Source organism: Sphingomonas sp. MS122 (assembly GCF_049532975.1).
Lineage (GTDB): Bacteria > Pseudomonadota > Alphaproteobacteria > Sphingomonadales > Sphingomonadaceae > Sphingomonas.
This window is the reverse complement of sequence record NZ_CP186695.1, coordinates 2,707,617-2,729,712: the sequence shown is the minus strand read 5'-3', so window position 1 is coordinate 2,729,712 and position 22,096 is coordinate 2,707,617. Positions and strand designations below refer to the sequence as shown.

Below are 22,096 nucleotides of genomic sequence, written 5' to 3'. Positions count from 1 at the left end.
TAGCAGGGCAGATGCCGCGCAGGAACCCCCTGAGCCCGCACGCGCTTACAACCTCATGACTCTCCGCATCGGCACCGCCGCCTGGGCGCTTCCGCGCGACGTCCGCGACCGCTTCCCGCCCGGCGCCAGCAACCTCCAACGCTATGCACGATGCTTCAACGCGACCGAGATCAATTCGAGCTTCTACCGCCCTCATCGCCGGTCCACCTACGAACGCTGGGCGGCGAGCGTGCCGTCCGACTTCCGCTTCGCCGTCAAGCTGCCCAAGGCGATCACGCACGAGGCCCGGCTGGCCGATTGCGAGGCGCCGCTGACCCGCTTCGCCGACGAGACCGCCGGGCTCGGCGAAAAGCGCGGCCCGGTGCTCGTTCAGCTCCCGCCCAGCCTCGCCTTCGACGCGCCGATCGCCGAGACCTTCTTCGCCCAGCTCGCGTCGATCGTCGGCGGGCTCGTCGCGTTGGAACCCCGCCACTCGAGCTGGTTCGATCCGCCAGCGGACGCACTGCTCGTCGCGCATCGCGTCGCGCGCGTCGCCGCCGATCCCGCATCGGTTCCGGCGGCCGCCATGCCCGGCGGCTGGCGCGGCCTCGCCTATTTCCGACTCCACGGCAGCCCGCGCATCTACTGGTCCGCCTATGACAACGCAGCCTTGGCAGGATGGAGGCAAGCTGCGGCTGTTGCCGGTCCGGGAAGCTGGATCATCCTCGACAACACCGCCAGCGGCGCCGCGACGCGCAATGCGCTTGCGCTTATCTGACAGGTTCGCTTGCCCCACGCCCACGACTGCGCCAAGCAGCGGCGCGGAGGTGAATCGCCATGCAAGTCCTGAGATATCTCGTTGCGTTGCTCTGTGTGCTGGGCAGCACCCACGCGCTGGCCGGTCAGTCGCAGGAGGCGCCGGTCTACGTCACCCGCCATTACGACACGCCCGCGGGCCAGCCCGATCCGGACCTCCTGCCCCAGGGCAAGGCGCGCGCCGAGAAGCTCGCGGCATGGTTCTACGGCCGCACGCTCAAGGCGATCTATGTCAGCGACTTCAAGCGCACCCGCCAGACCGCCGCACCGGTCGCCGCGATGCTCGACGTCCCGGTCGAGACCTACGATCCGAAAGACACCCCCGCGATCGTCGCCCGCGCCAAGGCGGCCGGCGGCCCGGTGCTGATCGTCGGCCACAGCAACACCGTGCCGGACATCGTCGCACAGCTCGGCGGCACGCGCCCGGGCGAGCTCAAGCACGAGGATTTCGGCGATCTCTGGACGATCGAGAACGGCGCGAGCGAGCGCACCCGGATCGACCCCTGACTCCTCCGCCGGGGTAGCGCTACCCATTTTGGACAACCGATTGCGGCCTCGAAACTATTCCCACCGCGGGCCGGATCGGCTATCTCGGGACGACAGGTAACAGGGGAAGAAATCGATGTTGAAGTCTCCCGCGGTGGCCCTCACCGCGCTCGCTCTGTGCGTCGCTGGCTCGGCTCAGGCCCAGCGACTCGCCAAGCCCAGCAGCGGTCAGAAGCTGCAGGAAGCGACGGCGAACGACGTCCCGCGCTGCACGCGCAAGCTCGGTACGCTCTCGGTCGTCGACGGCGACGATCCCCGCCCCTGGACGCAATATTCGCTGGCCCCGCCGCAGAAGCTGCTCAAGGTACTCGTTCAGCGCTCGGGCTGCTTCAACCTGGTCGACCGCGGCTCCGGGCTGCAGGCGGCCGAGCGCGAGCGCGCGATCGGCGGCAATCTCGGGCTGCAGCGCGGCTCGAATGTCGGCCAGGGCCAGATCAAGGCGGCGGACTATGTCCTCGTCGCCGAGATCCAGGGCGCCAACAGCAACGTCAGCGGCGGCGGCGCGGGCGGGCTGATCGGGGGGCTGATCGGCGGGCGCCTCGGCGGGCTCGCGGCCGGCATCGGCAGCAAGAAGATGGAGGCCAACACCGTGCTCTCCATCACCAATGTGCGCACCACCGAAACGATCGCCACCGCGGAGGGCTATGCGGCCAAGAAGAACATGACCTTCGGCGCAGGCGCCGGGGTCGGGTTCCTCGGCGGCGGCGTGGGCGCGGTCGGCGGCGGCTACGACAATACCGAGATCGGCCGCATCGTCACCCTGTCGTTCATCCAGGCCTATACCAAGCTGGTGACCGAACTCGGGCTGGTGCGCCCCGGCGACACCGGCACCGCCCAGGCCGCGCCGGCCAAGACCTTCACCGCGCAGCGGCCGGTGGCGATGCGCGTGTCGGCGGCCGGCGGCGCCAAGATCATCCGCACCATCCCCGCCGGCGGCATCGTCTATCCCACCGGCAACAAGAACGGTCTGTGGTGGGAAGTCGCCGACGAGAACGACAATGTCGGCTGGGTGCTCAACACCGGGCTCGCCCCCTCGCAATAAGCGGCTCCGGCCACGTCGCGCAAAAGGCCCGTTCCGCCATGGCGGGCCGGGCCTTTTCGCTTGCGGGCCCCGGCTGAAACGCACAGTCTCCCGCGGTCCAAGCCGGAGAGACCGATGCGCCGCCTGATCCTCGCCGCCGCCCTTCTCGCGGCCGCCGCCGTTCCCGCCGCCGCGCGAGACCTGCTGCTGGTCGGCAACAAGGGCGAGGACACGCTCGGCATCTACGATCTCGCCGACGGCAAGCAGCTCGCGAAGATCCCGACCGGTGCCCAGCCGCACGAGATCGCGGTGATGGGCGATGGCACCCAGGCCGCCGTGGTCTCCTATGGCGGCACCTCGATCGACATCATCGACCTCGATCCGCTGGGCAAGGTCGCGAGGATCGAGCTCGCCCCCAACAAGCGCCCGCACGGCCTGCTGTGGATGCCGAAGAGCGAACGGCTGATCGCCACGACGGAGGGCAGCGGTTCGGTCGCGATCGTCGAGCCCGACGGCAAGATCACCTCGATCGCCACCGGGCAGCAGGGTTCGCACATGGTGGCGTTGCTCGGCGAGGACCGCGGCTTCGTCGCCAATATCGGATCGGGCACGGTCAGTGCGCTCGACCTCGTCAAGAACGTGAAGCTTCGCGACCTCGCCGTCGGCGGCAAGCCCGAGGGGGTCGCGGTCGCCGGCGGCAAGCTGTTCGTCGGCGATCTCACCGCGCCGCGCCTCACCGTGTACGACGCCGCCACCTATGAGAAGCTCGCCGAGCTCGCGATCGACGGCAACGCGATCCGCGTGATCGCCAGCCCCGACGGCAAGACCGTCGCGACCAGCAACGTCGACAAGGGCAGCGTCACGCTGATCGACGCGGCGACTCACAGCGTGCTGCGCAGCTTCCCGGTCTCGGGCGACCCGCAGGCCGCGCAGGTCACGCTGATCTGGTCGGAAGACGGCAAGCGCCTCTACGCCGCGGAGACCGGGCGCAACCAGGTCGCCGAGATCGATGCGGACAGCGGCAAGGTGCTTCGCCGCATCGACGTCGGCAAGAATGGCGACGGCCTCGCGGTGACGCGGGTGCCCTGAGCGGCTAGCCCACCGCCTCCACCGCACGCAGTACGCTCTCCCACCGCGCCTCGCCCTTGCCGCGCACAAGCGCCCAGCGCACCCCGCGCCGCTCCAGCTCGGCCTTCGACAGGTCGAAGAAGCGCTGGCGCAGCTCGGGCGTGCCGAACATCCGCGTGCCGTCCGCGACCCAAGGCAGATCGATGTCGAACAGCAGATAGAGATCGGCCACGCCGTCCCACGTCTCGAACCACGGGTCGCGCTGGCCGAACAGCATGTCGGCCCACACCGCGGTCATCAGCGGATCGGTGTCGAGGATCAGCGGGGTGAGCCCCGCCGCCAGCATCGTCTGCACGCCGGCATCATGCGTCCGCGCGATCTCGACCAGATCCTGCATCGTGAAGTCGGTCCCGCGCGCTTCGGCATATTCGCGGCCATATTCCTCGGCGACCTCCCCGCCGAGATGCGCGGCGAGCCGTGGCGCGAGCGTGGACTTGCCGGTGCTCTCGGGGCCGTGGAGGCAGATGGTGCGTAGCGTCATGCCGCCGCCCTTCGGCGATAGGCCCGGCGCCAGTCAATCAGGCCCCACACCGAAAGCCCGAGCAGGATCGCATAGACGCCTGCGGTCCACCACAGTCCGCGCACCGCGAACAGCGGCACCGCCACCACGTCGACCACGATCCACAGCACCCAATTCTCGAGATAGCGCCGCGAAAGCAGGATCTGCGCCGCCACGCTGGTCATCGCCACGCCCGCGTCCCACCACGGCATCGCCGCGTCGGTCAGCCGGTGCATCAGCCAGCCCCAGCCGCCGGTCAGCGCCACGCATCCCGCAAGCCATGCCGCGCGCGCCGGCCACCCTAGCGTCCGCACCACCACCTCACCCGCCTCGGCCCTGGACCGCGTCCAGTTGAGCCAGCCGTAGAGGTTGAGCGCGACGTAGAAGCCCTGCAGCAACATGTCGCTGTAGAGCTTCGTCTCGTAGAACAGCACCGCGTAGAGCGAGACCGCCAGAATCGCGAACGGGTAGTTCCAGATGCTCCGCCGCGCGACCAGCGCAATATTGACGAGCAGCAGCGCCGACGCGGCGACCTCCAGCGGGTTCATGCCCTTGGCATGCCGCAGGAAATTGCCCGCGTCGAGTGCTTGCCCTCGCCCGCCAGCGCGCTACGCTGTCCCGACATAGACGAGAGGGTCGGGCATGCGGCATATCGCGGTGATCGGTTCGGGACCGGCGGGCTACTACACCGCGGAGGCATGCCAGAAGCAGTTCGGCGACGAGGTCCGGGTCGACATCATCGATCGCCTCCCCGTCCCCTTCGGCCTGATCCGCACCGGCGTCGCGCCCGATCACCAGTCGATCAAGGGCGTCTCGCGCCGCTACGAGGCGACCGCGCTCACCGACAATGTCCGCTTCGTCGGCAACGTCACGATCGGCGAGCAGGTCACCATCCCCGAATTGCTCGGCCTCTACGACGCGGTCGTGCTCGCCACCGGCGCGCCGCGCGACCGGCCGCTCGAGATTCCCGGCGCCGACCTGCCCGGCGTCACCGGCTCGGCAGCGTTCGTCGGCTGGTACAACGGCCATCCCGACTATGCCGAGCTGAACCCTCCCCTCGGCGGCCCGGGCGCGGTGGTGATCGGCAACGGCAACGTCGCGCTCGACGTCGCGCGCATCCTCGCCAAGACGCAAGGCGAGTTCGCCGGCTCCGACATCGTCGGCCACGCGCTGTCCGCGCTGGAAACGTCGTCGATCAGCACCATCACCCTGCTCGGCCGCCGCGGCCCGCACCAGATCAACATGACTCCCAAGGAACTCGGCGAGCTCGGCGAGCTTGAACGCGCCGCACCGGTCGTCGACGCCGCCGACTTCCCGCCCGAGATCGACGACGCGATGCTCGAGCCCGGGCACCGCAAGTCGATCACGCACCTGCGCAACTTCGCCGCGGCGCATGTCGAGAAGCCGGTGCACATCATCTTCGACTTCTTCGCCATGCCCGTCGCGATCGAGGGCGACGGCAAGGTCGAGCGCGTGATCGTCGAGCGCACCGTGCTCGACTCGCGCGGCGCGGCGGTCGGCACGGGCGAGACCTATGCCGTGCCCGCCAGTCTGGTGGTCTCGTGCATCGGCTATCGCACCCCGCCGATCGAGGGGGTGCCCTATGACGACCGCGCCGGCCGCTTCGCCAATGACGAGGGGCGCGTGCTGCCCGGGCTCTACGCCGTCGGCTGGGCGCGCCGCGGCCCGACCGGCACGATCGGCACCAACCGCCCCGACGGCTTCGCGATCGTCGAGAAGATCGCCGCGGACACGCAACCCAACAGCGGCAAGCAGGGCCGCCCCGCGCTCGACGCGCTGCTCGCGGCGCGCGGCGCCGAGGTCGTCACCTTCCGCGACTGGCAGAAGATCGAGGCGGCCGAGATCGCTGCCGCCCGCGACGGCGCCCCGCGCGAGAAGTTCACCTCGATCGAGGCGATGCTCGGCGCGCGCGGCACCTGAAAAAGCTTTCGCACACCCGCTTGCGCACCGCGAAACGGCTGGCTATAGGCGCGCCTCCAAGCGAAAGCCGGTCCGCCCGTCCCGGGGCATTTCAAGGATCCGGCACTCCGTCGGGGAGTAGCTCAGCCTGGTAGAGCACTGTCTTCGGGAGGCAGGGGCCGGAGGTTCGAATCCTCTCTCCCCGACCATTCGTCGCCGTAGATCGCGCCGACCATAGCGGGCGGCGATTCCGACCAAGCTTCTGCCGTCGATAAAGCGTAGCGGATGTCCGGCGACTGCGCTCGCATGCTATACGTCGCACAACGCACCGAGCAGAGGATGTGCCATGCTGCAATCCCGACGCCAGATCCTCGGGCAGCTCGCAGGAGCCGCCACCGCCGCTCCCGCCTTTGTGCGGCCCGTGCAGGCCCGGCTCGAACCGACGCCGAACGAGATCGTCGGCCCATTCTATCCGCTCGCCAAGCCGGCCGATGCCGATGCCGACCTGACGATGGTGGCCGGCCGCACGGGCCGGGCGATCGGCCAGGTCGTCGAGCTGTCGGGCCGGATCGTGGATCTGGCGGGACGTCCGGTGCCGGGCGCCCGTCTCGAGATCTGGCAAGCCAATGCCGCGGGCCGCTATGCGCATCCAAGCGACGACAATACCGCGCCACTCGATCCCAATTTCCAGGGCTATGCGCGGCTCTCCACCGATGCGGGCGGCACGTATCGGATCGTCACGGTCAAGCCCGCCGGCTATCCCGGCGGCGGGCGCGGGATGCGCGCGCCGCACATCCATTTCGACCTGGCCGGGAGCACGGATCGCCTGGTCGTCCAGATGTATTTTCCGGATGAGCCGCTCAATGCGGCCGATGCCCTGCTTCGCGCCAATATCCGTCCGGCGATGGTGATCGCGAACGCCATGGGCGCCGACGCATCGGGCATTCTTCGCTATCGCTGGGACATGGTGTTGCGCACCGGCTGAGACGCACGACCTCGTCTCCGCCGAATTGGATCTGGGAGGAACCGCCGATGCTGTCACGCCGTTTCATTGTTGCCGGAATGGCCCTGCTCATCGCCACTACGGCCCATGCCCAGAGCGACCAGGATCGAAGCTCGCTGGAGCAGCTTCCCGCTCAGTTCAGCGCGGCATGGGCGCGTCACGACGGGCACGCGCTTGCGCAACTGATGGCCGACGATGTCGACTTCGTCACCGTCGGCGGGAGCTGGCTCCAGGGCCGCAAGGATTTCGAGACCTATCACTCCCGCCTGCTCACCGGCAGATTCGCCGCATCCACCATCACGCCGCTCGAGACGAGGTTGAGGTTCATCCGCCCGGACCTGGCGATCGTGCGGTGGAGCTGGCGGATGGAAGGCGACAAGAATTTCGACGGCTCGCCGCGTCCGCCACGCCATGGTCTGTTCACGATGCTCTCGGAAAAGCGCGCCGGAAAATGGCTGGTCATCACGGCACAGAACACCAATGGCGGCCCGGGCACCGCGCCGGAGAATGAAGGCCTGACCTTTCCCATCAAGCTACCCGCGACGCCCCCTTGATCGGGGCGCCGGCTTTCTCGACTCCGCTCAGCGAATCACACGGTCGGCACTGGCCAGCAACCGCGGAGAGAGGCGCAGGCCCAACGCGTTTGCGGCTCGCGCATTGATAGTGAGGAAATAGCGGGCCGGATGCCGGATCGGCAGGTCTCCCGGCTTGGTGCCCCGCAGAATCCGGTCGGCATAGCGCGCCGCGATGCGGAACTGCTCGTCCTGGTCGGGCGCCAGTGACATCAGCCCGCCCGCCTCGACGAAGAGCTTCGACTGGTAGATCGCCGGGATACGGTGCTTCGCCGCGAATTCGGTGATGAGCTGCCGGTTGGCGAGCGAGAGGGCGCCCTGGAAATTGAGCAGCCCGTCCATCCCGTCGTCGATCATCGCGGCGAGCGCAGGCTGAAGCTCGGGCAAGGACTTCACGACATAGGCCTTCACGCTCACCCCGGCCCCCGGTGCCGCGCGCTCGGCGTCGGCCAGCTGGATCTCGTGCCCGCCACGGCCGGGCGTGGTCGAGAGCACGGCCACGCGCGAAACTGCGGGGGCCGCCGCCTTCAGCAGCTTCAGCCGCCGCGCGGTCAGGCCCGGCGGCAGTTCCTCCATCCCGGTCACATTGCCTCCAGGACGTTCGAGGCTCCGTGCAAGGCCATTGCTCACCATGCCAGGAGCTGTCGCCACCACCATCGGCATCGACGGATTTTCCTCGCGCACCCCCAATGCGATCGGCAGCGACGGGGCGACGATCAGGTCCAACTCCATATGCGCCAGCTCGGCGATGTATGTCGCGCCATCCGACGAGTTGGGGCGAATCAGGCGAGTCTCGACGATGATGTTCTTCCCGTCGACATATCCGAGCCTGCGCAGCTCGCCATGAAAGGCCTCGGTCATCGCCGAGAGGCCGGCGCCTATTAGAAAGCCGATGCGCGGAACGCGCTTCGCCGCGCGATGCGCGCACGATTCCAGCAGCGGAAGCGCGACGACCGAAATCCCGAGTCCGAGAACCAGGCGCCGGCTGTGCTGATTGCCCATTCGCTGCATCCGGAAGAGAGGCTTGTTCTCATACCACGATGATCGTTCGACGTCATCGACGTGCGCATCCGGCTTGCACGAAGGCCGATCACGGCTTCGCATTGCCCAGCGAGCCATTGCGCGAGCACCACCGCGCGGGCACACTGCGCGCCACTCGGATCGGGAGTGGCATCGATGAAGAGCTTCATCCTCGTTGCAGCAATTGCCGTCATGGCGGGCACCGGCGGCCTCACCCTCTCCGCGCCCTGCAAGGATGCGGCGGGCAAGACCATCCGATGTCCGCAAGCCAAGGCCGCACCTCAGAAGGGCTGCAAACCCACCAAGGCGAAACCATGCGGCAAATATCGGCCAAAGACGCAGAATCCTGGCTCGCACGTCGGCTATAAATTTTGACGTGCCCGCGCGGGCGCGCCTGACGCCGGCGGTAAGGATACGCCTGTCGAAAAAATTTCGCGGCGCGTGTCGATTCCGCGCAATCTGCTTCGTCGTCAGGATACGAGGCCGATCGCGGCCCCGTGCCAACCAAGGAGAATTCCAATGCGTGTGATGGTGTTCGTGAAGGCGACCGAGGACAGCGAAGAGGGCATGAAGCCCTCGCCCGAGCTCAGCCAGATGTTCGTGGACATGGGCAAGTTCAACGAGGAGCTGGTCAATGCCGGCATCATGGTCGCGGGCGACGGGCTCAAGCCCTCGTCGTTCGGCAAGCGCGTCGCGTTCGACGGCCCCAGCCGCACCGTGATCGACGGCCCCTTCGCCGAGACGCGCGAGCTGGTCGCCGGCTACTGGCTGTGGGAAGTCAAGGACATGGACGAGGCGGTCGAATGGGTGAAGCGCTGCCCCAACCCCATGTTCGGCCCGAGCGAGATCGAGATCCGTCCGCTGTTCGAGATGGAGGACTTCGCCGACCTCATCCCGGCCGAGGCTCAGGCGATCCACGACGGCGTCGGCGAGAAGCTCGCCAATCGCTGATCCGCTTGCGCTCCGCCGTCATGCGCCCCTAACCCTTGGGCATGGCGGCGGACGCAACCACCCAGCGGGCGATCGAGGCGGTCTTCCGGATCGAGCGGGCGCGGCTCATCGCGAGCCTCGCCCGCATGACCCGCGACGTCGACCGGGCCGAGGAGCTGGCGCAGGACGCGCTGCTCGTCGCGCTCGCCGAATGGCCGAGGACCGGCGTCCCGCAGAATCCCGGCGCGTGGCTCACCGCCGCGGCGAAGCGCCGCGCGATCGACGGCCTGCGCCGCGCGAAGATGCAGGCGCGCAAGCACGAGGAGATCGCCCGCGACCTCGACGAAGCGGACAGCAGCGTCGAGGCGCTGGAGGCCGCCATGGACGACGATATCGGCGACGAGCTGCTCGCGCTGATCTTCACCGCCTGCCACCCGGTCATCTCGGCCGAGGCGCGCGCGGCCCTCACCCTGCGGCTGATCGGCGGGCTCACCACCGACGAGATCGCCCGCGCCTTCCTCTCGGCCGAGCCGACGATCGCGCAGCGCATCGTTCGCGCCAAGAAAACCATCGGCAACGCCGCGCTCGCGTTCGAGGTGCCGCGCGGCGGCGAGCGCGACGCGCGCCTCGCCTCGGTGCTCGAGGTGGTCTACCTGATCTTCAACGAAGGCTATGCCGCCACCGCGGGCGAAGACCTGATCCGCCCCGCACTCGCCGCCGAGGCGCAGCGGCTCGGCCGTATCCTCGCGGGCCTGATGCCGAACGAGCCCGAGGTCCACGGGCTGCTCGCGCTGATGGAGATCCAGGCATCGCGCCTGCGCGCGCGCACCGGCCCCGACGGCGCGTTCGTCCCGATCACGCAGCAGAACCGCGCGCATTGGGACCAGCTCCTGATCCGCCGCGGCCTCGACGCGCTCGCCCGCGCCGAGGCGCTCGGCGGCGCCGACGGTCCCTATGCGCTCCAGGCCGCGCTCGCCGCCTGCCACGCCCGCGCGCGCAAGGCGGAGGAGACCGACTGGCCGCGCATCGCCGCGCTCTACGACCGGCTGCGCGAAGTGATGCCCTCGCCCGTGGTCGACCTCAACCGCGCCGTCGCGCACAGCATGGCGTTCGGCCCCGACGCCGGCCTCGCGCTGGTCGACGAACTCGCCGAGGCGGCCGCGCTGCGCAACTACGCTCCGCTTCCCGCGGCACGCGCTGACTTCCTGTTCCGCGCCGGCCGGCTTTCCGAAGCGAAAGCCGAGTTCGAGGCGGCCGCCGCGCTCACCCGCAACGAACGGGAACGCGCCTTTCTTTTGGCACGCGCCGCCGCCTGCACCACGGCTTCACATCACTGAAGCATTGCTTTCGTACCCCAAAAGGATGATCGCGCGTTCGCATCTTGCGCGAACGCCACCTGCTTTGGCATTTTGCGCGCAAGGGAGATTGCCATGACGCTCGCGCTCGCCCCAGCTCCGCATCGTTTCTCCGTGATCACGATCAGCGAATCGCAGACCCCGGCGTGGAGCGAACGCTTCGGCTGGCCGGCGTTCGGCGACACGCATCTCGCGCTCGATCCGAACGGCAACCGCTCGATCCTCGCCGCCCAGCTCGACAACGCCGTGCTCCGCGCCGACCGCGCGGTGCTGCTGGTCGCCGAGGGGCTGGGCTGCTTCGCTGCCTCGTGGTGGGCGCGACTCTCGCCCTCGCACTATGTCGAGCGAGTCGCGGGCGCGCTGCTGTTCGATCCCGAGACCGCCGAGGAAAATGCCGCCCAGCGCGACCTCTTCGCCTCGCCGCGCACCGCGCTGCCCTTCCCCTCGATGGTCGTCGCCGATCGCCTGCCGGGAAGCGACCCCGCCGACTTCGCGCCGCTCGCGCAAAGCTGGGGCAGCCGCCTGCTCGCCGGCAGCCGCCACCGCGCCACCGAAGCCTCCGCCTGGCGCAGCGCCCAGCGCCTGGTCGAGCGTCTCACCGCCTCGGTCGTCGCGCGCGATATCGAACGCGGCATGGCGTTGCGCGGGGAACGCTGACCGCTTCCGATCGCGCCCCGGGGGAGAGGATTTGAAGCGCCCTTTCCCCTTGCAATGTTGGAATTGGCCTGCTGCACTGCGACTGCCGGAGACCGGCCGCTTTTGAACCGTGGATTACCCGCCGCGGAACCCGTCGAATGTGTCAACTTCGTCAGCTTCGCGAGCGAGCGCGATAGTGTAAAGTCAGTGTCAACTTTCAGCCCGCGAAAGCCTCGATCGCTTCCCCATTGCGTCGCGCGATAAACGGGTCAGGCGTGAGCTACAGTCCTTCGCCCCCCACCCAATGCGCGTTGGAAAGCCGCCGCGCCACGTCCCAAGTCTGGCGACGGATATCGGGCACCGCGACGATCTCCCAGAACGCCCCGCGCGTCATCGGTCCCAGCGCGTAGAGCCGCTCGCTCGGCCGCCCGCTCGCGCCGATCACCTGTCCCACGCCGTTGACGTCGATGCCGAGATTCGCCGCGTCGGGCCGGATCGTGCCACGTTCACGCAGCGCCACCAGCAGCGGATCAGTCGTGCGGTTGAGGTCACCCAGCGGCCCGGTGCAGTTGATCACCCGCCGAACGTTCATCGTCTCCGGCGCATCGCGCCCACGCGCCCGCCATGTCATCGTCACCCTGCCGCCCTCGGCCGCGAACGCGATCGTCTTGCCGGCCAGCACCTCAAGCTGTCCGCGATCCTGCATCGCCGCCAGCCGGTCGGCCACTTCGGGCGCAAGCCGGTGACGATGCACGTCCCACCAGGGCCGCAGATGGCGCAGGAAGCGCCCCCGCTCGGTCTCGCTGGCATTGGCCCACATCGGCTGGGTGAAGGGCCGCAGCTCGTCCACCGCATTGCGCCAGCCCACCGCCTCGGCCCGCTCGCGCAGCCGGCGCACGAGCCCCGACGCGATCGTCGCCGGCCGCTCCTCGATCCGCGCCCAGTCGCTCGTCTTGTCATGCCGCCGCGGCAGCAGCCCGCGACGCGACAACGCGACGATCCGTCCCGCAAACCCTCGCGCCTCGAGCATCAGCGCGACATCGACCATCGTCAGCCCGGTGCCGACCACCAGCACCGTGTCGTCCGCGCCGAGCCCCTCGGCGACATCCGCCGCCCAGGGATCGCCCTTGTAGAGATCGTCCGGCAGCACGCCGTCGCTCAGCCCCGGCGGGTCATGCGGCGGCAGATTGCCCACCGCCAGCACCGCCGCATCGGCCGCGATCGTCTCGCCATCGTCCAGCGTCAGCGTCACCCCGCTCCGCGTCGCGGTGGCATCTACCACCTCGCCATAGCGAACCGTCAACCGCCCCCCGCTATTGGCCAGCGCCGCATCGAGCATCTCGCGCAGATATTCGCCATAGGTCACGCGCGACGCGAACGAGCTCGCCGCATCCTTGACCCCGCGCCCCGCCAGCCAGCGCGCGAAATGCCCCGGGTCGTCGGGCAGCGCGCTCATGTTTCCGGCACGCACGTTGAGCACATGGCTGGGATGCGCGGCGCCATAGGCCAGCCCCTCGCCCGCGCGGCTCCCGCGTTCGATCAGCGTCGCGCGCGGACCCTGGTGGCGGAGCAGGTTGATCGCCTGGAGCGTGCCCGAAAAGCCCGCGCCGACGATCGCGACATGTTCGACCGGCATTGGTCCCCCGGCTCCGGCTTTATATCTCGTATTCCATCTGCCAGGCGGGCTCGGTGAAGGCGGGCGGCTTCTCGGCAAAGGCCGGCTGGCGCGCTTTCATCCGCCCGTAGAGCGCCTTCACCGTGTCGCTCGCCGTCCGCACGAACAGCGCCGGGATCACGCCATGGACGATGCAGGCGAGTCCGCCCGCCACCATGCGGGCGCCGAACCCCGTGGCGGTCGCGAAATGCTCGCCATAGCTCTCGCCCACCTCGCGCGGGTGCTTCAGGAAAACCGTGTCGAACATACGCACTCCTTGGTTTCAGCCGATACTAGCCGATCCCGTCACCTCTGGGCGTGAAATCTTCGACCAGCTGATAGTGATCCGCCGGAAACACCTGCCGCGCGGATGTGACGGGTTCCTCGCCACGCCACGTCCAGCGCTCGATCTGCAGGCACGGAGCGCCCGCCGCAATACGCAGATGCCGCGCCGCCACCGCCTCCGCGCCCACCGCGCCGATCCGGTGTCGCGCGTCGGTCCAGGGCACGTTGGCGAGCAGCCAGGTGCCCGGCGCGGTCGCGGCGAAATCGGCGTCCTCCGCACCCGGCGCCACCGCCAGGTCGAGCCAGCGCGCCTCCCAGCCGAACGGCGTCTTGCCCGCGTGATGGATGCCCGAAAGCGCCAGCCAGCACCCACCCGCGCGTGCGGGGAACCCCTCGGGCGCCCGCCGTTGCAGCTCCACCGACAGCAGCTCCCAGCGATAGGGCTCGCCCCGCGCCTCGATCAGCGCGCCGATATCGGGCACCCCGACCACCGCGGTGCGGATCTGCGGCCGCGCCACGAAGCTCCCCGCGCGACGCTTGCGCTCGATCAGCCCCTCGCGCGCCAGCCGGGAGAGCGCCTTGTTCGCCGTCGCGCGCGCGCAGCGATAGGCCTCGACCAGCTCATGCTCGGTCGGCACGCGCATGCCCGGCGCCCATTCGCCCGAGCGGATGCGCGATTCGATGTCGCCGCGGATTCGCGCCTCGACGCTCACGCCATCAGCCTCGCCAGTGCCCGCCGGTAGCCCGCCTCGATCGTGTCGCGCTGCCGATGCCGGCCGCCCTCGACCCGCTTCATCCCACCGCGCCACACGCAGTCGATCCCGACGCGGCTGGCGAAGACCCAGCTGTCGATCAGCGCATCGCCCTTGCGCTCGGCAAAGGCCGGGTCGTCGCGATTGAACGAAACGATGTCAGCGGGCCGACCAGCCGCCAGCCCGGTCTGGACCCCAAGCGACCGCCCGCCGCCTTTCACCGCCGCGGCGAACAGCCGAGCGCCGGTCGCAGGCCGCTCCTCGCCCGCCAGCACATTGCGTGCGCGCCGCGTCAGCCGCTGGCCATATTCGAGCAGCCGCAATTCTTCCGCCGCATCGATTCGCACGTTCGAATCGCTTCCCACCCCGATCGTGCCGCCCCCTGCCATGAACGCGGCCGCGGGGAACACTCCGTCGCCCAGATTGGCCTCGGTGATCGGACACAGCCCCGCCACCGCCCCACTCGCGACGATCCCGGCCATCTCGTCCGCCTCGACATGCGTCGCATGCACCAGCGTCCAGCGCGCATCGACCGGCATCGCGTCGAGCAGCCAGCGCACCGGCCGCCGCCCGCTCCAGGCGAGGCAGTCCGCGACTTCCTTCACTTGCTCGGCGATATGGATATGCACCGGCCCGCCCTTCGCCACCGGCAGCAGTTCGCACAGTTCCTCCAGCGTCGCCGCGCGCAGGCTATGCGGCGCGATCCCGATCACACCATCCTGCGGCAGCTTTGCCCCCGCCCGCTCGACCAGCCCGGCGAAGCCATCGACGTCATTCAAAAACCGCGCCTGCGCCGCCCCCGCCGGCTGCCCGCCGAACCCGCCATGCGCATAGAATACCGGCAACAGCGTCAGCCCGATCCCCACCGTCTCCGCCGCCGCTGCGATGCGCCCGGACATCTCCGCCACGTCGTCGTAACGCGATCCGTCCGGCGCGTGGTGCAGGTAATGGAACTCGCCCACCCGCGTGAACCCGGCCTCCAGCATCTCGGCATAGGCCAACGCAGCGATCGCCTCGCACTCGTCCGGCCCGATCCGCTCGACGAAGCGGTACATCAGCTCGCGCCACGACCAGAAGTCGTCGTCCGCCCGCGCGCGCGCCTCGGCCAGCCCCGCCATCGCGCGCTGGAAGGCATGGCTGTGGACATTGGGCAGCCCCGGCAACGCCACGAAATGCCGCTCGTCGCCCGCTGCCGGATCGACGCCGCGCTCGACCGTCTCGATCCGCCCGCTCGCCAGGCGTAGCCGGACCCGATCGGCCCAGCCGTCCTCCAGCAATGCGGATTCGAACCACAAGTCCATCCGATTATGTCTAGACATAATGATGCGCTTGTCCAACCATAAGGCGCATGGCGACTCCCGCGGACAAGCTCTGGCGCAACGCCCGTCTCGCGACGATGGCGGGCGACGGCCTCGGCCTCGTCGAGCAGGGTGCGGTCGCCGTCGCGGGCGACACCATCAGTTATGCCGGCCCCGCCGCGGACGCCCCCGACGCCATCGAGATCATCGAGTGCGAAGGCCGCTGGATCACCCCGGGCCTGATCGACTGCCACACCCACCTCGTCCACGCCGGCAATCGCGCGAAGGAGTTCGAGGCCCGCCTCGAAGGCGCGACCTACGAAGAGATCGCCAGAGCCGGCGGCGGCATCCTCTCCACCGTCACCGCCACCCGCGCCGCGAGCGAGGACGAGCTGATCGCCACCGCCCTCCCCCGCCTCGACCAGCTGATCGCCGAGGGCGTCACCACCGTCGAGATCAAGTCCGGCTACGGCCTCACCCTCGACGACGAGCTCAAGATGCTCCGCGCCGCCCGCCGCCTCGCCGCCGAGCGCCCTATCCGCATCCGCACCACCCTGCTCGCCGCGCACGCCGTCCCGCCCGAGTACAAGGGCGACGCCGACGGTTACGTCGACCTCGTCTGCGAGCAGATCATCCCCGCCGCGGTCGGCCACGCCGACGCCGTGGACGCGTTCTGCGAAGGCATCGGCTTCACGCCCGCCCAGACCGACCGAGTCCTCGCCGCCGCCGTCGCCCGCGGCCTCCCCGTCAAGCTCCACGCCGAGCAGCTCTCCAACCTCCACGGCGCCGCGCTCGCCGCGCGCCACAACGCGCTCTCCGCCGACCATCTCGAGCATCTCGACGAAGCCGGCATCGCCGCGATGGCCGCCTCGGGCACCGTCGCGACGCTGCTCCCCGGCGCCTTCTACTTCACCCGCGAGGAGCGCCGTCCGCCGATCGCCGCGCTGCGCGCCGCCGGCGTCCCGATCGCCCTCGCCACCGACTGCAACCCCGGCACCTCGCCGATGGCCTCGATCCTGCTCGCGGCGAACATGGGTGCGACCTTCTTCCGGCTCACCGTCGCCGAATGCCTGCGCGGCGTCACCGTCAACGGCGCGAGAGCGCTCGGCCTCCACCACCGGACCGGCACGCTCGAACCGGGCAAGGCCGCCGATCTCGCCATCTGGAACGTCACCGACCTCGCCGAGCTGGTCTACCGCATCGGCGCCAACCCCCTCCACGCCCGGATCCACGCAGGCATATGATCACCCCCGGCAACACCCCGCTCGCCACCTGGAACGCGATCTATCGCGGCGAGCCCGCGCCGCTCGACGCCGCCTGCCACGACAAGGTCCGGGCCAGCGCCGATGCCGTCCAGGCGATCCTCGCCCACCACGAGCCGGTCTACGGCATCAACACCGGCTTCGGGAAACTCGCCTCGGTCAAGATCGGCGACGAGGACCTCGAGACGCTCCAGCGCAACATCGTTTTGAGCCACGCCGCCGGCGTCGGCGACCCGATGCCCGCCCGGGTCGTCCGCCTGATGATCGCGCTCAAGCTGGCCAGCCTAGCCCAGGGCCATAGCGGCGTGAAGCCCGCGACGATCGCGATGCTCCAGGACATGCTCGACCGGGGCATCACCCCGCTGATCCCGGCGCAGGGCTCGGTCGGCGCCAGCGGCGACCTCGCCCCGCTCGCGCATCTCGCCGCGGCGATGATCGGCACCGGCGACGTCCTCATCGACGGCATCGCCCGCCCCGCGCGCCAGATGCTCGGCAGCCTCACGCTCGGTCCCAAGGAAGGCCTCGCCCTCCTCAACGGCACGCAATTCTCCACGGCCTATGCCCTTGCCGCCTTGTTCGAGACCGAGCGCCTGTTCCGCGCCGCCTTGGTCACCGGCGCGCTCTCGACCGAAGCCGCCAAGGGCTCCGACACCCCCTTCGACCCGCGCATCCACGCCGTCCGCGGCCATCGCGGCCAGATCGAGGTCGCCGACGCGCTCGCCGCCCTCATGTCAGGCTCCGCCATCCGCGCCTCGCACCGCGAAGGGGACGAACGCGTGCAGGACCCCTATTGCCTGCGCTGCCAGCCCCAGGTGATGGGCGCCTGCCTCGACCTCATCCGCCAGGCCGCCGCCACGCTCGGAACCGAGGCCAACGGCGTGACCGACAATCCCCTCATCTTCACGGATACCGGCGAAGCCCTCTCCGGCGGCAACTTCCACGCCGAGCCGGTCGCCTTCGCCGCCGACATGCTTGCGCTCGCCATCTGCGAGATCGGCAGCCTCGCCGAGCGCCGCATCGCGATGCTGGTCGATCCCGCCCTCTCAGGCCTTCCCGCCTTCCTTACCCCGCGCCCCGGCCTCAACTCCGGCTTCATGATCCCCCAGGTCACCGCCGCCGCCCTGGTCAGCGAGAACAAGCAGCGCGCCTATCCCGCCAGCGTCGATTCGATCCCCACTTCGGCCAATCAGGAAGATCATGTCTCGATGGCCGCGCACGGCGCGCGCCGCCTGCTCGACATGACCCGCAACCTCGCCAGCATCCTCGGCATCGAATATCTCGCCGCCGCCCAAGGCTGCGACTTCCGCGCACCGCTCACCTCGAGCGAGCCGCTCGAGGCCGCCCGCGCCCTGCTCCGCGCGCAAGTCCCCCATCTGGAGGATGACCGCCACTTCGCCCCCGACATCGCCGCCGCCACCGCGCTGGTGACCAGCGGCGCGCTCGGCGAGAACCTCCCGGGAATCGAGCGATGATCCGCGTCGAACAGGGCAGCGCCCCGCTCATCGTCAGCATCCCCCATGCCGGCACCGATATCCCCGAGGGCATCTTCGGCCTCGTCTCGCCCGAGCTCGCCCGCCACGACGCCGACCTCTATGTCGACCATCTCTACGCCTTCGCGCGCGAGCTCGACGCCACCATCGTCCGCACCACCGTCTCGCGCACCGTGATCGACGTGAACCGCGATCCGTCGGGCCACACCCTCTACCCGGGCCAGTTCACCACCGGCCTCTGCCCGATCCAGACCTTCGACGGCTTGTCCCTCTACGAGCCCGGCACCCTTCCCGACCCGCACGAGATCGAGCGCCGCCGCGCCGAGTGGTTCGATCCCTACCACCTTGCCCTCGCGCTCCAGATCGAGCGGCTGCGCGCGCTCCACCCGAGAATCGTCCTCTACGACGCCCACTCGATCCGCAGCGTCGTCCCCAAGCTGTTCGACGGCGAACTGCCCAACTTCAACATCGGCACCAATGACGGCGCGTCCTGCGCCCCCGCCCTCACCGCCGCGATCGAGGCGATCTGCGACGCGAGCCCGCACAGCCGCGTCACCAACGGCCGCTTCAAGGGCGGCTGGATCACCCGCCACTATGCCCGCCCGGACGAAGGCGTCCACACGATCCAGATGGAACTGGCGATGCGCACTTATCTGATCGAGACCCCGGACGACTGGCCTCCGCCGTGGCACGAGGAAACGGCACAAGCCTGCCAGCAGATCCTCCGCCCGATCCTCACCGCCTGCATCGATTTCGCGAAGGCCCAAGCATGACCACCCGCACCGACAACAGCCGCCGCATCAAGGCGCCCACCGGCACCGACCTCAGCGCGAAGAGCTGGCTCACCGAAGCCCCCCTGCGCATGCTGATGAACAATCTCGATGCCGACGTCGCCGAGGCGCCGGAGAGCCTGGTCGTCTATGGCGGCATCGGCCGCGCCGCGCGCGACTGGGAGAGCTACGACCGCATCGTCGAGGCACTGCGCAAGCTCGACGCCGACCAGACTTTGCTGGTCCAGTCGGGGAAGCCCGTCGGCGTGTTCCGCACCCATCCCGACGCCCCGCGCGTGCTGATCGCCAACTCCAACCTCGTCCCGCACTGGGCGACCTGGGAGCATTTCCACGAGCTCGATCACAAGGGGCTGGCGATGTACGGCCAGATGACCGCCGGCTCGTGGATCTATATCGGCACGCAAGGCATCGTTCAGGGCACCTACGAGACCTTCGTCGAGGCCGGCCGCCAGCATTATGGCGGCGACCTCAGCGGCAAGTGGATCCTCACCGCCGGCCTCGGCGGCATGGGCGGTGCGCAGCCGCTCGCCGCGACCATGGGGGGCGCCTCGTGCCTCGCGGTGGAGTGCCAGCCGAGCCGGATCGAGATGCGCCTGCGCACCCGCTACCTCGATCGCGCTACGAACAGCATCGATGAAGCGCTTGAGATCATTCGTACCAGCGACAAGCCCGTCTCGGTCGGCCTGCTCGGCAACGCCGCCGAAATCCTCCCCGAACTCGTCCGCCGCGGCGTCCGCCCGGACATCGTCACCGACCAGACCAGCGCGCACGATCCGGTCAACGGCTATCTCCCCGCCGGCTGGACGCTCGACGAGTGGTTCACCAAGCGCGAGACCGCCCCGCACGAGGTCGAGAAGGCCGCCCGCGCCTCGATGGCCACGCATGTCCGCGCAATGCTCGCCTTCCACGAAATGGGCATCCCCACGCTCGATTACGGCAACAACATCCGCCAGGTCGCCAAGGACGAGGGCGTCGGCAACGCCTTCGCCTTCCCCGGCTTCGTCCCCGCCTATATCCGCCCGCTGTTCTGCCGCGGCATCGGCCCGTTCCGCTGGGCTGCGCTCTCGGGCAACCCGGAGGACATCTGGAAGACCGACGAGAAGGTCAAGCAGCTCCTCCCGGACAACCGCCACCTCCACAACTGGCTCGACATGGCGAAGGAGCGCATCGCCTTCCAGGGCCTGCCCGCGCGCATCTGCTGGGTCGGCCTCGGCGACCGCCACCGACTCGCCCTCGCCTTCAACGAGATGGTCTCGAGCGGCGAGCTCGAGGCCCCGATCGTCATCGGCCGCGACCATCTCGACAGCGGCTCGGTCGCCAGCCCCAACCGCGAGACCGAGGCGATGCGCGACGGCTCCGACGCCGTCTCCGACTGGCCCCTGCTCAACGCCCTGCTCAACACCGCATCGGGCGCGACCTGGGTCTCGCTCCATCACGGCGGCGGCGTCGGCATGGGCTATTCGCAGCATTCGGGCATGGTCATCGTCGCCGACGGCACCCCGGAGGCGGCGCGGCGCCTCGAGCGCGTGCTGTGGAACGACCCCGCCACTGGCGTGATGCGCCACGCCGATGCGGGCTACGAGATCGCGCGGGATTGCGCCCGCGAGATGGGGCTGGACCTGCCCGGGATCCTGTGAGGACTCAGCCCCCCTTCGCGCGATAGCGCATCGCCACGTTGCACCGCGCATAGAGCGCGCCATATTGCGCCATGATCCCGGCATCGTGCTGGAAGCCGAGCTTCTCGTACAAATGGATGGCCGCCGCGCATTTGGCGTTGGTGAGCAGGTAGAGCGGGTCGGCGCCGATCGACATCGCCCGCTCGATCGCGGCCGCCAGCAGGAACTCGCCCGCCTTCAGCCCGCGCGCCGATTCGCGCACCCCCATCTTGGTCAGTTCGTAGCTGTTCGCGCCGGTCTTCAGCAGCGCGCAAGTGCCGACGATGCCTAGGCCCTTCGCCTCGACGAACAGGATGACGCCGCCGGGATCGACGATCCTCGCGCGGGGATTTTCGAGCACGTCGCGGTCGATCGGCTCCAGGCGAAACATCGCGTTGATCCACTCGGCGTTGATGTCGTGAAACTGGCCCGCGAGGTCGTCGCTATATTCCCGGATCGTCAGGATTTCCGGGCTGGCCCGGCTCGCCAGAAGGTCGATCGGCGTCGCCTCCAGCGCAGCCTCCAGCCCCGCGATCTGGTCGACGAACGCATCCGCCCGGCCGCCGAACAGCGCGTGGACCGCCGCCTCCACCTGCGGCCAGACATACAGTTTGGCCCGTGCCAGCACGGCGGTTCCGGCGGGCGTGAGCGAGATCGTCCGCTGCCGCTGATCCTCGCCCTGCTCGGACTGGGCAAGCCCGAGTTCCACCAGCTGGCCGATCGAGCGCGTCACGCCCGGCTGGCTGATCCCCACGGCCTGCACCAGCTGGCCGACCGTCAGCGCCTGTCCGTCGAGCGCGGCGAGAAACGCCATATGGGACGGCTGGACGGGCAGGCCGGCATCGGCCGTGATCCGCGCCGCGCCTGCCTGCATCCGCTCGCCCAGCCGCTTGAGGCGGCTTCCCAGGAAAGCGGCGCCCATCTGCTCCATCAAGTCCGTCACGCCGCGCCTCCAATAACGGGATATATAACGCGATATATAACTGCACGAGATCGAGTCAATGGTGCCGGCTTGACGATGGGCGGGCTAGGCCCCGCTCGCGGCCCTGAGGGCGCGCCGGCGCCAATTCGCCACATGCGCGCCGGCAAGCAACAGGCTCCCCGCCACGGTCACGCCCGTCTCGACCGCCACCCATTGCTCGAACGCCAGTCCGAGCGCGAGCAGCGCCAGGCCCATTCCGCCGACGAACAAGGGCGCCAGCCCGCGATGCCGCCGCCAGCCCTCGATCAGCGCGAACGCGCTCGTCGGGATCGCGAACAGCAGCACGGCGAGGTGGAATCCCTCCCCCGGGCCGATCCGGTTGGCGATCGCCGGCAGCGCCGCGATCAGCAGCGGCAGGCCCAGGCAATGCACCAGGCACAGCGCCGACGCGCCCACTGCAAATCCGTCGAACCACTTGCCGATCATCGCCCGCATCGCCGCACCTCCTATTGCACGCGGAGCCACATGATACATTGTATCATCAATTTCAACCCCTGCCGGC

The 22,096-nt window shown here is 69.4% G+C and carries 23 protein-coding genes, 1 tRNA gene and 1 pseudogene; 16 read left to right on the top strand and 9 right to left on the bottom strand.

Going from position 1 to position 22,096, the window contains the following annotated elements; translation table 11 throughout:
* Nucleotides 1-55: 55 nt before the first annotated feature.
* The 4 genes from ACO227_RS13275 to ACO227_RS13260 all read left to right on the top strand — a co-directional run bounded on the left by ACO227_RS13275 (nt 56) and on the right by ACO227_RS13260 (nt 3,451).
* Nucleotides 56-757, top strand: a complete 702-nt coding sequence (locus ACO227_RS13275) for a DUF72 domain-containing protein (protein WP_423602298.1) — start codon at nt 56-58, stop codon at nt 755-757.
* A 59-nt stretch (nt 758-816) separates the two neighbouring features.
* Nucleotides 817-1,302 (top strand): phosphoglycerate mutase family protein, encoded by a 486-nt coding sequence (locus tag ACO227_RS13270; RefSeq protein ID WP_423602297.1) that lies wholly within the window; start codon nt 817-819, stop codon nt 1,300-1,302.
* A gap of 115 nt (nt 1,303-1,417) precedes the next feature.
* Nucleotides 1,418-2,383: a CsgG/HfaB family protein gene (locus tag ACO227_RS13265; RefSeq protein ID WP_423602296.1), complete on the top strand. Its 966-nt coding sequence runs from the start codon at nt 1,418-1,420 to the stop codon at nt 2,381-2,383.
* Between the two features lie 114 nt (nt 2,384-2,497).
* Nucleotides 2,498-3,451, top strand: a complete 954-nt coding sequence (locus ACO227_RS13260) for a YncE family protein (protein WP_423602295.1) — start codon at nt 2,498-2,500, stop codon at nt 3,449-3,451.
* A 4-nt stretch (nt 3,452-3,455) separates the two neighbouring features.
* On the opposite strand, the gene ACO227_RS13255 is transcribed toward ACO227_RS13260, so the two are convergent.
* Together ACO227_RS13255 and pnuC are read right to left on the bottom strand one after the other, a co-directional pair.
* Nucleotides 3,456-3,971 (bottom strand): AAA family ATPase, encoded by a 516-nt coding sequence (locus ACO227_RS13255; protein ID WP_423602294.1) that lies wholly within the window; start codon nt 3,969-3,971, stop codon nt 3,456-3,458.
* On the bottom strand, nt 3,968-4,537 hold the full coding sequence (gene pnuC, locus ACO227_RS13250; RefSeq protein ID WP_423602293.1) for a nicotinamide riboside transporter PnuC: 570 nt from the start codon (nt 4,535-4,537) through the stop codon (nt 3,968-3,970). The genes ACO227_RS13255 and pnuC overlap by 4 nt, the downstream gene beginning before the upstream one ends.
* A gap of 94 nt (nt 4,538-4,631) precedes the next feature.
* Here pnuC and ACO227_RS13245 point away from each other — a divergent pair, with 94 nt between their 5' ends.
* The 4 genes from ACO227_RS13245 to ACO227_RS13230 all read left to right on the top strand — a co-directional run bounded on the left by ACO227_RS13245 (nt 4,632) and on the right by ACO227_RS13230 (nt 7,466).
* Nucleotides 4,632-5,930, top strand: a complete 1,299-nt coding sequence (locus ACO227_RS13245; RefSeq protein ID WP_423602292.1) for an FAD-dependent oxidoreductase — start codon at nt 4,632-4,634, stop codon at nt 5,928-5,930.
* 111 nt (nt 5,931-6,041) lie between these two features.
* Nucleotides 6,042-6,118, top strand: a tRNA-Pro gene (locus tag ACO227_RS13240).
* A 137-nt stretch (nt 6,119-6,255) separates the two neighbouring features.
* Entirely contained in the window at nt 6,256-6,894 is a 639-nt protein-coding gene (locus ACO227_RS13235) for a protocatechuate 3,4-dioxygenase subunit beta (RefSeq protein WP_423602291.1), read from the top strand.
* A gap of 47 nt (nt 6,895-6,941) precedes the next feature.
* The gene (locus ACO227_RS13230; protein WP_423602290.1) at nt 6,942-7,466 is read left to right on the top strand and encodes an SgcJ/EcaC family oxidoreductase; all 525 of its coding nucleotides are present in this window, start codon (nt 6,942-6,944) and stop codon (nt 7,464-7,466) included.
* A 27-nt stretch (nt 7,467-7,493) separates the two neighbouring features.
* Here the strand turns inward: ACO227_RS13230 and ACO227_RS13225 are convergent, their stop codons facing one another.
* On the bottom strand, nt 7,494-8,486 hold the full coding sequence (locus tag ACO227_RS13225) for an ABC transporter substrate-binding protein (RefSeq protein WP_423602289.1): 993 nt from the start codon (nt 8,484-8,486) through the stop codon (nt 7,494-7,496).
* A 174-nt stretch (nt 8,487-8,660) separates the two neighbouring features.
* On the opposite strand from ACO227_RS13225, the gene ACO227_RS13220 reads away from it, so the two are divergent.
* The 4 genes and pseudogenes from ACO227_RS13220 (at nt 8,661) to ACO227_RS13205 (ending at nt 11,446) form a co-directional block, all read left to right on the top strand.
* The gene (locus ACO227_RS13220) at nt 8,661-8,879 is read left to right on the top strand and encodes a hypothetical protein (protein WP_423602288.1); all 219 of its coding nucleotides are present in this window, start codon (nt 8,661-8,663) and stop codon (nt 8,877-8,879) included.
* A 144-nt stretch (nt 8,880-9,023) separates the two neighbouring features.
* Nucleotides 9,024-9,383: pseudogene (locus ACO227_RS13215) on the top strand (YciI family protein); the annotation flags it as partial.
* Between the two features lie 113 nt (nt 9,384-9,496).
* Nucleotides 9,497-10,771, top strand: coding sequence for an RNA polymerase sigma factor (locus ACO227_RS13210; RefSeq protein WP_423602287.1), 1,275 nt, complete (start codon nt 9,497-9,499; stop codon nt 10,769-10,771).
* Nucleotides 10,772-10,864: 93 nt separating this feature from the next.
* Nucleotides 10,865-11,446 (top strand): alpha/beta hydrolase, encoded by a 582-nt coding sequence (locus tag ACO227_RS13205; protein ID WP_423602286.1) that lies wholly within the window; start codon nt 10,865-10,867, stop codon nt 11,444-11,446.
* 259 nt (nt 11,447-11,705) lie between these two features.
* Here the strand turns inward: ACO227_RS13205 and ACO227_RS13200 are convergent, their stop codons facing one another.
* From ACO227_RS13200 to ACO227_RS13185, 4 genes are read right to left on the bottom strand one after another with little or no spacing between them, the layout of a single operon-like run.
* Nucleotides 11,706-13,061 (bottom strand): FAD/NAD(P)-binding protein, encoded by a 1,356-nt coding sequence (locus ACO227_RS13200; protein WP_423602285.1) that lies wholly within the window; start codon nt 13,059-13,061, stop codon nt 11,706-11,708.
* A 19-nt stretch (nt 13,062-13,080) separates the two neighbouring features.
* On the bottom strand, nt 13,081-13,347 hold the full coding sequence (locus ACO227_RS13195; protein WP_423602284.1) for a DUF6356 family protein: 267 nt from the start codon (nt 13,345-13,347) through the stop codon (nt 13,081-13,083).
* A gap of 25 nt (nt 13,348-13,372) precedes the next feature.
* On the bottom strand, nt 13,373-14,077 hold the full coding sequence (locus ACO227_RS13190) for a UTRA domain-containing protein (protein WP_423602283.1): 705 nt from the start codon (nt 14,075-14,077) through the stop codon (nt 13,373-13,375).
* Nucleotides 14,074-15,417 carry a formimidoylglutamate deiminase gene (locus ACO227_RS13185; protein WP_423602282.1) on the bottom strand — a complete coding sequence of 448 codons (1,344 nt, stop codon included), beginning with the start codon at nt 15,415-15,417 and terminating at the stop codon, nt 14,074-14,076. Before ACO227_RS13185 ends, ACO227_RS13190 begins: the two co-directional genes overlap by 4 nt.
* A 47-nt stretch (nt 15,418-15,464) precedes the next feature.
* Here ACO227_RS13185 and hutI point away from each other — a divergent pair, with 47 nt between their 5' ends.
* Genes hutI through hutU form a run of 4 tightly spaced genes read left to right on the top strand, consistent with a single transcriptional unit; the run spans nt 15,465 to nt 20,594 of the window.
* Nucleotides 15,465-16,658, top strand: a complete 1,194-nt coding sequence (gene hutI, locus ACO227_RS13180; RefSeq protein WP_423602281.1) for an imidazolonepropionase — start codon at nt 15,465-15,467, stop codon at nt 16,656-16,658.
* Nucleotides 16,655-18,148 (top strand): histidine ammonia-lyase, encoded by a 1,494-nt coding sequence (gene hutH / locus ACO227_RS13175; RefSeq protein WP_423602280.1) that lies wholly within the window; start codon nt 16,655-16,657, stop codon nt 18,146-18,148. The genes hutI and hutH overlap by 4 nt, the downstream gene beginning before the upstream one ends.
* The gene (gene hutG, locus ACO227_RS13170) at nt 18,145-18,939 is read left to right on the top strand and encodes an N-formylglutamate deformylase (RefSeq protein ID WP_423602279.1); all 795 of its coding nucleotides are present in this window, start codon (nt 18,145-18,147) and stop codon (nt 18,937-18,939) included. Before hutH ends, hutG begins: the two co-directional genes overlap by 4 nt.
* Nucleotides 18,936-20,594, top strand: coding sequence for a urocanate hydratase (gene hutU, locus ACO227_RS13165; RefSeq protein ID WP_423602278.1), 1,659 nt, complete (start codon nt 18,936-18,938; stop codon nt 20,592-20,594). Before hutG ends, hutU begins: the two co-directional genes overlap by 4 nt.
* Before the next feature lie 4 nt (nt 20,595-20,598).
* Here hutU and ACO227_RS13160 read toward each other — a convergent pair whose 3' ends face one another.
* Both ACO227_RS13160 and ACO227_RS13155 read right to left on the bottom strand, forming a co-directional pair.
* Nucleotides 20,599-21,555, bottom strand: a complete 957-nt coding sequence (locus ACO227_RS13160) for a bifunctional helix-turn-helix transcriptional regulator/GNAT family N-acetyltransferase (protein ID WP_423602277.1) — start codon at nt 21,553-21,555, stop codon at nt 20,599-20,601.
* Between the two features lie 84 nt (nt 21,556-21,639).
* Nucleotides 21,640-22,029 (bottom strand): MerC domain-containing protein, encoded by a 390-nt coding sequence (locus ACO227_RS13155; RefSeq protein ID WP_423602276.1) that lies wholly within the window; start codon nt 22,027-22,029, stop codon nt 21,640-21,642.
* Nucleotides 22,030-22,096: the final 67 nt, after the last annotated feature.

Bases quoted from the DNA above. Each gene is read 5' to 3' on its own strand.
- hutU (WP_423602278.1), top strand. From the start codon at position 18,936: ATGACCACCCGCACCGACAACAGCCGCCGCATCAAGGCGCCCACCGGC.
- ACO227_RS13155 (WP_423602276.1), bottom strand. From the start codon at position 22,029: ATGCGGGCGATGATCGGCAAGTGGTTCGACGGATTTGCAGTGGGCGCG.
- ACO227_RS13195 (WP_423602284.1), bottom strand. From the start codon at position 13,347: ATGTTCGACACGGTTTTCCTGAAGCACCCGCGCGAGGTGGGCGAGAGC.
- hutG (WP_423602279.1), top strand. From the start codon at position 18,145: ATGATCCGCGTCGAACAGGGCAGCGCCCCGCTCATCGTCAGCATCCCC.
- ACO227_RS13235 (WP_423602291.1), top strand. From the start codon at position 6,256: ATGCTGCAATCCCGACGCCAGATCCTCGGGCAGCTCGCAGGAGCCGCC.
- ACO227_RS13260 (WP_423602295.1), top strand. From the start codon at position 2,498: ATGCGCCGCCTGATCCTCGCCGCCGCCCTTCTCGCGGCCGCCGCCGTT.
- ACO227_RS13185 (WP_423602282.1), bottom strand. From the start codon at position 15,417: ATGGACTTGTGGTTCGAATCCGCATTGCTGGAGGACGGCTGGGCCGAT.
- ACO227_RS13220 (WP_423602288.1), top strand. From the start codon at position 8,661: ATGAAGAGCTTCATCCTCGTTGCAGCAATTGCCGTCATGGCGGGCACC.
- ACO227_RS13200 (WP_423602285.1), bottom strand. From the start codon at position 13,061: ATGCCGGTCGAACATGTCGCGATCGTCGGCGCGGGCTTTTCGGGCACG.
- pnuC (WP_423602293.1), bottom strand. From the start codon at position 4,537: ATGAACCCGCTGGAGGTCGCCGCGTCGGCGCTGCTGCTCGTCAATATT.
- hutH (WP_423602280.1), top strand. From the start codon at position 16,655: ATGATCACCCCCGGCAACACCCCGCTCGCCACCTGGAACGCGATCTAT.
- ACO227_RS13230 (WP_423602290.1), top strand. From the start codon at position 6,942: ATGCTGTCACGCCGTTTCATTGTTGCCGGAATGGCCCTGCTCATCGCC.
- ACO227_RS13270 (WP_423602297.1), top strand. From the start codon at position 817: ATGCAAGTCCTGAGATATCTCGTTGCGTTGCTCTGTGTGCTGGGCAGC.
- ACO227_RS13255 (WP_423602294.1), bottom strand. From the start codon at position 3,971: ATGACGCTACGCACCATCTGCCTCCACGGCCCCGAGAGCACCGGCAAG.
- hutI (WP_423602281.1), top strand. From the start codon at position 15,465: ATGGCGACTCCCGCGGACAAGCTCTGGCGCAACGCCCGTCTCGCGACG.
- ACO227_RS13245 (WP_423602292.1), top strand. From the start codon at position 4,632: ATGCGGCATATCGCGGTGATCGGTTCGGGACCGGCGGGCTACTACACC.
- ACO227_RS13225 (WP_423602289.1), bottom strand. From the start codon at position 8,486: ATGGGCAATCAGCACAGCCGGCGCCTGGTTCTCGGACTCGGGATTTCG.
- ACO227_RS13265 (WP_423602296.1), top strand. From the start codon at position 1,418: ATGTTGAAGTCTCCCGCGGTGGCCCTCACCGCGCTCGCTCTGTGCGTC.
- ACO227_RS13210 (WP_423602287.1), top strand. From the start codon at position 9,497: ATGGCGGCGGACGCAACCACCCAGCGGGCGATCGAGGCGGTCTTCCGG.
- ACO227_RS13205 (WP_423602286.1), top strand. From the start codon at position 10,865: ATGACGCTCGCGCTCGCCCCAGCTCCGCATCGTTTCTCCGTGATCACG.
- ACO227_RS13275 (WP_423602298.1), top strand. From the start codon at position 56: ATGACTCTCCGCATCGGCACCGCCGCCTGGGCGCTTCCGCGCGACGTC.